General features: G+C 34.1%; 7 protein-coding genes. All 7 read right to left on the bottom strand.

Annotated elements, in window-relative coordinates:
- Nucleotides 1-75: 75 nt before the first annotated feature.
- The 7 genes from ACKI3D_RS09510 to ACKI3D_RS09540 all read right to left on the bottom strand — a co-directional run bounded on the left by ACKI3D_RS09510 (nt 76) and on the right by ACKI3D_RS09540 (nt 8969).
- Nucleotides 76-276, bottom strand: coding sequence for a histone family protein (locus ACKI3D_RS09510; RefSeq protein WP_407394026.1), 201 nt, complete (start codon nt 274-276; stop codon nt 76-78).
- 247 nt (nt 277-523) lie between these two features.
- Nucleotides 524-1720, bottom strand: a complete 1197-nt coding sequence (gene thrC / locus ACKI3D_RS09515; protein WP_407394028.1) for a threonine synthase — start codon at nt 1718-1720, stop codon at nt 524-526.
- A 42-nt stretch (nt 1721-1762) separates the two neighbouring features.
- Complete coding sequence (locus ACKI3D_RS09520) at nt 1763-2380, bottom strand: stage II sporulation protein M (protein ID WP_407394030.1); 618 nt, start codon at nt 2378-2380, stop codon at nt 1763-1765.
- Nucleotides 2380-3477 (bottom strand): tryptophan--tRNA ligase, encoded by a 1098-nt coding sequence (locus tag ACKI3D_RS09525; protein ID WP_407394031.1) that lies wholly within the window; start codon nt 3475-3477, stop codon nt 2380-2382. Before ACKI3D_RS09525 ends, ACKI3D_RS09520 begins: the two co-directional genes overlap by 1 nt.
- 97 nt (nt 3478-3574) lie before the next feature.
- Nucleotides 3575-4090: a tRNA-intron lyase gene (gene endA, locus ACKI3D_RS09530; protein ID WP_407394033.1), complete on the bottom strand. Its 516-nt coding sequence runs from the start codon at nt 4088-4090 to the stop codon at nt 3575-3577.
- 94 nt (nt 4091-4184) lie between these two features.
- Nucleotides 4185-4898: an iron dependent repressor, metal binding and dimerization domain protein gene (locus ACKI3D_RS09535; protein WP_407394035.1), complete on the bottom strand. Its 714-nt coding sequence runs from the start codon at nt 4896-4898 to the stop codon at nt 4185-4187.
- 114 nt (nt 4899-5012) lie between these two features.
- Complete coding sequence (locus ACKI3D_RS09540) at nt 5013-8969, bottom strand: pseudomurein-binding repeat-containing protein (protein ID WP_407394037.1); 3957 nt, start codon at nt 8967-8969, stop codon at nt 5013-5015.
- Nucleotides 8970-9126 lie beyond the last annotated feature (157 nt).

Here is a 9126-nt window from a genome sequence, read left to right on the forward strand (position 1 = left end):
ATTAAAAAATCAAATAAAAATAAAAAGCGTGAATAGATAGTAAAATTAATTACTATCTACAAGATAATAGCAAATCTATTTGATTGCTAATTTTACATCTTCAGCTTTAACAGTTTTTCTACCAGCGTGACGTGCAAAGCCTACAGCTTTGTCTGCGATTTCGTTTCCGTAATCTTCGATTGCTTCGGTTAAAGCAACTTTTGCGTCATCGCTTACTCTTTGTGCACCAGCATTTTTTAATATTCTTCCTACAGGAGCAATTGGTAATTCACTCATTATTAAACACCTCTTTAATTTTGTTAATAATAGTTTTAATTTGCTTATATATAAATCTATTGGTGTTACATAGCTGAATTTTAATAATTTCAACATAAAAAAGCAAGATTTTATATCATGATATGTGTTAGTATTGTCTTTAAGAATGTTTTTCATACATGACTTGAAATAAAAAAAGTGTAAATTTTGTTCGATAAAAATAGAATTAAAAGAAGAAATAAAAATTATAAGCCGATTAAAGCAATTTTTATTTATTCATCAGAATTTTTCTTAAAGTGTCTATATCCGCATCAACCTCTGTAGGTTGGGTACATGCATCAATAGCAGTATTAGGATCTTTAAGCAGGTGTCCTGTAACGACACATGTTATGGTTTCACCTTTGTCAACAACTCCTTCATCCACAAGTTTTTTAAGACCTGCAATTGAAGCTGCTGAAGCAGGTTCAACACCGATACCCTCTGTTCTTGCAAGCAACTTCTGAGCGTCCAATATTTCTTCATCAGTTACTGTTTCGGAATAACCGTTAGAGTCATAAATTGCATTTAATGCTTTGATATCACTTACAGGAGCTCCAATACGAATAGCAGTTGCAATTGTTTCCGGGTTTTCTACAGGCACTACTCTTCTGTCCCCTTTTCTAAATGCATTAGTTACGGGACATGCGCCTTCTGCTTGAATACCAGTCATCATAGGTACATCTTTAATAAATCCTGCATCATGGAATTCCTTAATACCTTTCCAGATAGCTGAAATATTTCCGGCGTTACCAACAGGTAAGATAATCCTATCAGGAGCTTGCCATCCTAAATCACGAACAATTTCATAACCAATTGTTTTTTGTCCTTCTAATCTGTATGGATTAATGGAATTTAATAAGTAAAGATGTTTTTCTAATGCAAGAGCAGTCATGGCTTCGAGAGCTTCATCAAAGTTACCGTTGATTGACATTACTTCAGCGCCATGGAACATTGCCTGAGCCAATTTACCTAAAGCAACTTTTCCTGAAGGTAAAAAGACAATGCATCTTAAACCGGCACGGGCAGCATAAGCTGACAAGGATGCTGAAGTGTTTCCGGTTGAAGCACAACCAACAGTATCAACGCCGAGTTCCATTGCTTTGGTCATCCCAACGGTCATTCCTCTGTCCTTGAAGCTTCCGGTAGGATTTGAACCTTCGACTTTAACATACAAGTTTACTCCAAGCTCATCACCTAACTTATCACATTTACAGAATGGAGTTGCACCCTCATCAAGAGAAACGATTTTGCTTTCATCTACAGGAATGCATTCTTTGAATTTCCATAAATTATCTCTTCTACCATCAAATATATCCTTAGAAACATCAATTTCATTGACGAGCTCAAGTACAGATCCACACTTTTCACAGGTGTAGATTACTTCATCATCGTCATATTCTTCTCCACATGAAACACATCTTATCATAAAATCACATTTATTATTTCTTTAATGTATATTATAAATAGTTTAACTTAAGATTGACATGAAATATCCGGCAATAGGTATTGTCAAATAGGCTTCAATGAATCCTGCAACTGCCATCAATATTACTGAAACGCAAAATAATATCAAAGCCTGTTTAAATATCTCATAGTTTAATTCAAATGCCTCTTTTATGCATCCTACCATCGAATCATTATCTGATTTTAAAAATGATTTTATCAGGTTGAATACATATTTAAACAGCACAAAACTTGCTGCACATGCCAGAATGCATGAAGAAAACTCAAAAATTCCATGAGGAATAATATACAGCAATACCTGGACAAGATTATCTGAAGTTCCAATATAATAACCTACAAAAAATCCGTTGAAAGCCAATATTAAAGCTGAAAAGCAGAAGATTATTCCCATCAGGAACATCTGAACAATGACTCTCAGATTATTTAGAAAAATATCCGTGAATGTTAATTTAATAGCTCCTGACTGAACCTTTTTGGTTAACTCCTCAACTACAGGATTCAGATAGGCATACAAATAAGGTTCCAACATGTATCCTAAAATCAGACATACAAACAGAATAGCTATAGAGATATAAATAGCTCTTTTATTTTCGCTGAATGCCAGTTTAATTTCATTTATCATTATATCAAAGTCTTTGCGATTTCGCGAGCTTCAATTTGTTTTTCCTTTAAATCTTCCATGAACTCTTCCATAAGTTCAGCAGTTCTGACTTTGCAGTCTCCACAACGGAGAGTTCCATTCAAACAGTCTGCCCTAATCTTTTCAAGTTCTTCATCGTCATCAATGAAATGGTATAACAGCATTTCATACACTACACATTTGTCGACTTCTCCACCTAGCTCCTGCTGTTCTTTGAGAGATTCCCTTCCACCTGTCTTGGCTGATTTGACCTTTTTGACAGCATCTTTAATATCATCATTGAGATATATTGCAGTAGCAGGTTTAGAACTGCTCATCTTATCTCCAGTCAAACCTGTGAGGAATCTGTGGTAAGTTGATGCTGGAGTTAAGAATCCTAAATCCTCATGAAGTTTCTGAGCAATATCCCTTGTCAGTCTAATATGAGGATCCTGGTCGATTCCTACAGGAACGACAACCTTTTTCGGACCTCCAAATTCCTCAATTTGAGGAAGCAAGATGTCTGCCACCTGAACCAATGGCGCTTGAACATGAGCAATATTTGTAGATGGAGTAAATCCATAAATAGCTTTAAGTTGATTGAAATTAGTTTTGCTAGAAGCCTTAAATGCCAAATCCAGCAATGACTTGTTTTGAGATTGAAGATAAACATTGACATTGTCCCTTTCAAGGTCAAGGCCTAATGCAATCCAATTTGTTAGATATTCATCGACTGCAATTTCACGGCCTTTTTCAAAGCTCATTCCACGAGCGGCATATGATTCCAAATCAGCTATTGGAAGGGAGAGCATTGCACCTTTTTCCTGATACCATTTCAATTGGTCCACTACCATTTTATGGCCTATATGCATCTGGCCACTTGGCATCATACCTGTTACAACCGCAAAATCTTTATCCTGATTAATTAAATTATTAATTTCATCAAATTCCCTGTGTCCGAATATTACTCCTCTTTTCATCAATTTTTGAGGATTTTTGATATCACTTAAAATATCCGAAATTTTTCCAATACCAAACTGATTAACCAACTTATCATAATCTAGGCTAAATGATGCCCATGGATCAATTAACTCTGCCACATTATCACCTACAATCTCTCTAAATTAAACTTTTGATTAAAATTATTAAATAGTAAATAGTATACAATACAAAATATAATAGCTTCTTTTATATAAACTAAGGCCTTGTCCATTCAATATTATAGTATGTAATGTCAAAATCTTCATCAACTATAGCTAAAAGCAGTTTTTTATTGACACCATGCGAAACTCTAACATAGCTTGCAAAGTCAAGTGCGTTAATGTTATAGTTTTCGAAAATAATTTTAACCAAATAGCTTGAATGGGTTTGACCAGGACCTCCTCCACGATTATACAATCTGAATTCGGACCCAAATTTAAATCCTGTTTTAATTACAAAACCACGGTCTTTTAAATCTCGGTAAACAATATATTTACCATAAATCTCTCGTTCCTTTAAAAGGTCAATCATGTATCCTAAGCTACATTCGATATCATCTTCATAAATATCTAAACGACCTTTTTCAAGTAAGTAGCAGGCCTCAATCAAAGAAAGATTTAAGTAATCTGCTTCAATTTTACCAAATAAGCTTTTTTCATGCAAAGCTATAGGCCTTTTACTTCCTTCTTCAATCTTAATAGAAACAATTTCATCTGATAAATTACCGCGCATTAAAACACCAAAAAAGATAATATAATTATATTATTGCTATTAAATTTGAAATAAATATTATATAAATATATCTTGAAAAAAAGAAAAAGAAAAGTTAAACCCTAATAAAAATATTATTAGCCATTTCTATAGGGATATTTAACTCAGCACCATCAATTGTAACCAAATAATAGTTGCCCATACGATTTTCATTAAATTCATATTTGAAATCTGAACCTATTTTAATGTTTAAATCAGCAATATCATCTAAAAGTTCATCATCTCCACGAATAAATGAAACTGTACTCTCAACATCGGAGTTTAACTCGGAAATGGATAATAGATTAAACTCCCTATTGACGATTTGGTCAAAATTCTTTTGGGAATAACATTGCTGGCAACTATCAAAATCAAAATTGCAAGCTGGAACAACATTATTGTCTGGACATACATCTGGATTTTTCAACATATTGCATAAAGCCCTTTCAGCCTCATCAGATAATGCATGTTCCATTTCACAAGCTTGGTCATGAATATTCTCCTCATTAATCATTAGAACTTCTTTCAGGAATATTTCCAATATTCTATGTTTTCTTGTGATTTTTTGAGCGATTTTCATGCCCTCTTCAGTTAAAACAGCTCCTTTATAAGGAACATAATTAATATAACCCAAATTTTCCAATTTCTTAAGCATTTGAGTTACACTTCCGGGTGCAATACCAAGATCTTTTGATAATTGAGTAGTAGAAACTTGTTCTCCATTACTACCATTCCTATAGAGAACTTCCAGATATTCTTCAATATTTTCACTAATCTGACCTTCAGCCATGATGTCACCTTTTTAAATATATTTAAAATTATATGCTTTAAAGTATAAAAAAGTTTTGTTATACCTAAAAAATCATCATGAAATATTAAAAAAAATAAAAAAAGAAGTAAGTATTTAGAATGAAATACTTGAATATATTCCTTTAAGAGAGAAGGAATTGGTATTCCAGTTACTTACTTTACCAAGAGAGTTTTTAGAACTTGTTGCATCAGCAACTGTCCATTTTCCATCAATTAACACTTGAGTCCAGACATGACCATAAGTACTTCCACTACTGAATGTACAGGTACCATGAACATATCTGCTGGCAAGACCTGCAGTTCTAAACATTGCAACCAATAAATGTGAGTGGTCAACACAATTTCCTGCTTTTGCATTAAGAGCCCCTACAGCACCGTATTTAGTATCATAATAGAAACTATATGATAAAGTATCTCTTACATAGTTAAATATTGCTGTAGCTTTCTGAGTATCTGTTTTTAACCCACTAGTCAAGGAATTAACTAATGATTTAATTTGAGAGTTACCTACTTGACAGTTAGTAGATGACTTTAGATATACAGTAAGATTTGAAATAGTGTTTTTCTCATTTAATCCACTGCCGGTAGCACTAGAACTTGAACTGGATGCTGAATAGCTCACAGTCACAGAACCTGGCAAACGATTATTTGTGCCGTAAAATGTCAATACACGTGAGAATGCATCAACCAATTCTGAGTAGATAATTTTTCCAGCATCGGATGAAGCATAATTAGGTGCCTTTTTATTGGTGTTAATGTAATTTGCAACATTCTTTGCAACAGTCACATATTTATCCAAATCCAAACTGGCAGAATTGATATTATCACCGGAAGGACTGCCTGGAGCAGAAACACCAGATATATAAGCAATATCTTTTGTATTTGAATTATTTATTTGGTAAATTGCCTGGCTCATCAGATACAGGAATTCCGGCAATTTGAATGTGACTCCACCAGTAGTAACCGTATTCGGCAAAACACCATTGTTATTGTAATACTTATTCAAGTTGGTTGCACCTGTAACTATATCCTTAATTGATATGGTTTTAGCAGTTGTTGTACCTCCTTGTGAAGATGATGAAGTTGCATCCATTTTCACATAACCCGGCAATCTGTTATCATTAGTTTTATAAAATGCTAAAATTCGGGCAAATGCATCAACTAAGGAATCATATTTGATGTTTCCTAATGTTGAGTTTGCATAATTCGGAGCTTGAGCATTTTTGGAAATGTAAGTGTCTATTCTTGATGCCAAATCAAGGTATTGCGCTTTAGTCAAATTACCTGCTTTTGATGAACCGCTTGGATTCGGAGCCGCAGCAACGGAAACCGGCAAAATCTGTGTTGAAGTTTTGCCTGCATTAATGTATTCAACAGCCTTAGTCATCATGTACAAGAATTGAGGAGTTGAATAGCTTACTCCACCTACACTTACGGTTGATGGAACTGAATTTTTGGATTTGATTGTGCTGGCCAAAGTGTTCGCAGCAGTTACAACATCAGAGACAGATACGGATCCAGTAGTGGACGGAGAGGTAGACTGGTCTGATAAAGATTTGAAATCAATGAATTTGGTATTACCCCATCTGAATATGATTAAACCAGAAGCTTTACCATCCAATGCTGCTTGAGAATCCTTTTTAAGATTTGCAGCACTTAAATTGGTTACATCATCATCAGAGACATATCCCTGAATACCTACCCATACCTGAGCATTTACAGAATTGCTTACAAACCATTTTGCGACTGTAGTAATCCAGGATGAGGATTTTCCATAATTTCCTTTATAAATCATTGGAATGACTAAATCCATGTATTTACTGATTACAGAATAATCCTGACCATAATAATATGCATTGCTTGTTGTTTCCGGCATCAAAGCACAGGAAACAATTAGATTAGGGTCAATTTTATGAATTGCTTCAGTTGCGGATTTTACAAATTCGCTGATTGCTGCTGTACCACCAGCAGTCTTGTAAGCATTACCCGGATATCTTAAATAATCAAAGTGAATTCCACAAACACCTTTGATTTTTGCATATGTTTTTGCTTCACTTATCTTTTGATTGAAAAATGCGGTATTAGGTGAACCGCTTTTGACTGGATTAGTCCAGTTTCCACCTTGATAGAATGTCTGCATCCAAATATGAACGTTAATTCCCAACTTATTTGCGCTTGCAATCCATGATTCGACAGCTGTCTTACCATGTTTATCAACTGCAGCATAGTTTAGGAATATGTCTGTGGTTCCTTGGGAAGCTAAATTTTTTAAGTTGACACTTTTCATGTCTTCACCGTAAACCCAATATCCATATCCGGTAGTGTTTTTCTTTAAAACGGAAATTTTTGCACTTCCAGAACATGAAGCATAATCATTATCGCCGCTAGCGGAATATGAAAATGCAACGGAATATGTGCCGACAGGGACATTCACGCTAAATGTAGCATATCCGTTTGAAGCAGTGGTAGCTGAATATGTTTGAGAGTTTACAGTTAATGTAACAGCTTTATTAGCCAAAGCTTTGTTAGATGAATCTTGCAATAATACTTTATAAGTTTGAGCACCTTGATAGAAGGAAGTTCCGCTTTTCCAAGTTATTTTGGTTTTTGTCCTATCCTTAACAGTAATAGCGCTAGATGCAGTTTTGGCATCCACTTTTGAATCCCCTTTGAATGAATAACTGACAGTGTATTTGCCAGTAGCCAGATTAATCGGAAGGGATGCAATACCGTCACCATCAGTTGTTTTGATATAAGACTTACCATTGACCGTGAATGTAATATTCTTATTTTTTAAAGGAACATTTCCTGATGTTAAGGCCACCTTAAATGGTGTGCTTGAATGTTCACCAAATGTAGTTTTGCTTTTTACAGTCAATGTTGGAGTTTTACTTGGAATGATGGTAACTATGTCTGAAGCGCTAGAAGCTTTATAAAAGCTATTTCCATCAAAGCTATATTTTACTTTATATACTCCCGGATCTAATTTAGGCAGTTTAAGTTTTGCTACACCTTTAGCATTAGTTTTAGAAGTATATGTCTTACCATTAATCTTAAATTTGATTGTTTTTCCTTTTCCTGGAGCATAGCCTAAACCATTGAGCAATTTTACTTTAATCTTTTTACTGTCGCTGGTAAGGAAAACATATTCCTTAGTTGTAAGTTTAGAAGTAGTTGAAGAAACTACCTTAACAGTATTGGTTGCAGTTAAACCATCTGCATTATAGGATACCATTTTATAAGTACCTTTATTCAGGTTATACATTGTCAGGCTGGCTACACCCTTACTATTTGTTGTCTTAGTGTAAGTTTTTCCATTAATCTTAAACTTGATATTCTTATTGGCCAACGGCTTACCCTCACTTGTTAAAAATGTTGCAGTGAATTTCCTGCCGTCTGTGTAGACTTTAGTTACATCATCTGCACTTATTGTTGATAAAATTTTAAAGGTATTGGTTAGCTTATATCCTGTAACAGGATTGGTCGCTGTGACCTTATATGATCCCGGTTTAAGATTTACATCCAAAGAAGCAACTCCCTTAGCATTAGTTTTTTTAGTATAATCTACACCATTTACATTTATTTTTACATTGGTATTCTTTAGGACATTTCCTTTACTATCTAAAAATGTAACAGTGTATTGGGCGCTTCCTTTATAATATTTAGTAATGTCATTAGAAGTGACTGTTTTTGATAAGTCTATATTTGAAGAATCACCACCAGCTGCCCCTAACTTGTCCGAAGCAACAGTGGCCCCATTTTCACTTGTAAGTACATTACTGTCCGAGTTAGTTGATAAAGTATTTGAATCTTCAGATTCTAAAACTTCTTCACTTGATAGAGAAACTTTAGATGAATCATTATCAACATCTGATACAGAAAGCACTGATGAATCAGCAGTATTCTCCATTGGGACTGATACATCTGTCGTGTCATCTACTAAGCTAGTAGTATATGAATCTGTAACATTTATTTCACTAGCGGATACTGCACTTACGGATAATATTATCGAAAGCACTAAAAGCGTAGTGAGCAATAATTGTTTGTTCAAAATAATTTACCTCCATAACAATTTTTTTTAACATCCGTGAGCTTTAAATCTCACTTCAAGAATATGTATATACAAATATCTTATATAAAGCTTTTTATTTACTAAAACCGATTAAATAAGTTTAATTTTTAAAAATAAGGTTAAAACTTCATGAAAA

The organism is Methanobrevibacter sp., assembly GCF_045586545.1.
Taxonomy (GTDB): domain Archaea; phylum Methanobacteriota; class Methanobacteria; order Methanobacteriales; family Methanobacteriaceae; genus Methanocatella.

What these genes read in the sequence shown, in the direction of transcription:
- ACKI3D_RS09510 (WP_407394026.1), bottom strand. Translation starts at nt 276, where the DNA reads ATGAGTGAATTACCAATTGCTCCTGTAGGAAGAATATTAAAAAATGCT.
- thrC (WP_407394028.1), bottom strand. Translation starts at nt 1,720, where the DNA reads ATGATAAGATGTGTTTCATGTGGAGAAGAATATGACGATGATGAAGTA.
- ACKI3D_RS09520 (WP_407394030.1), bottom strand. Translation starts at nt 2,380, where the DNA reads ATGATAAATGAAATTAAACTGGCATTCAGCGAAAATAAAAGAGCTATT.
- endA (WP_407394033.1), bottom strand. Translation starts at nt 4,090, where the DNA reads ATGCGCGGTAATTTATCAGATGAAATTGTTTCTATTAAGATTGAAGAA.
- ACKI3D_RS09535 (WP_407394035.1), bottom strand. Translation starts at nt 4,898, where the DNA reads ATGGCTGAAGGTCAGATTAGTGAAAATATTGAAGAATATCTGGAAGTT.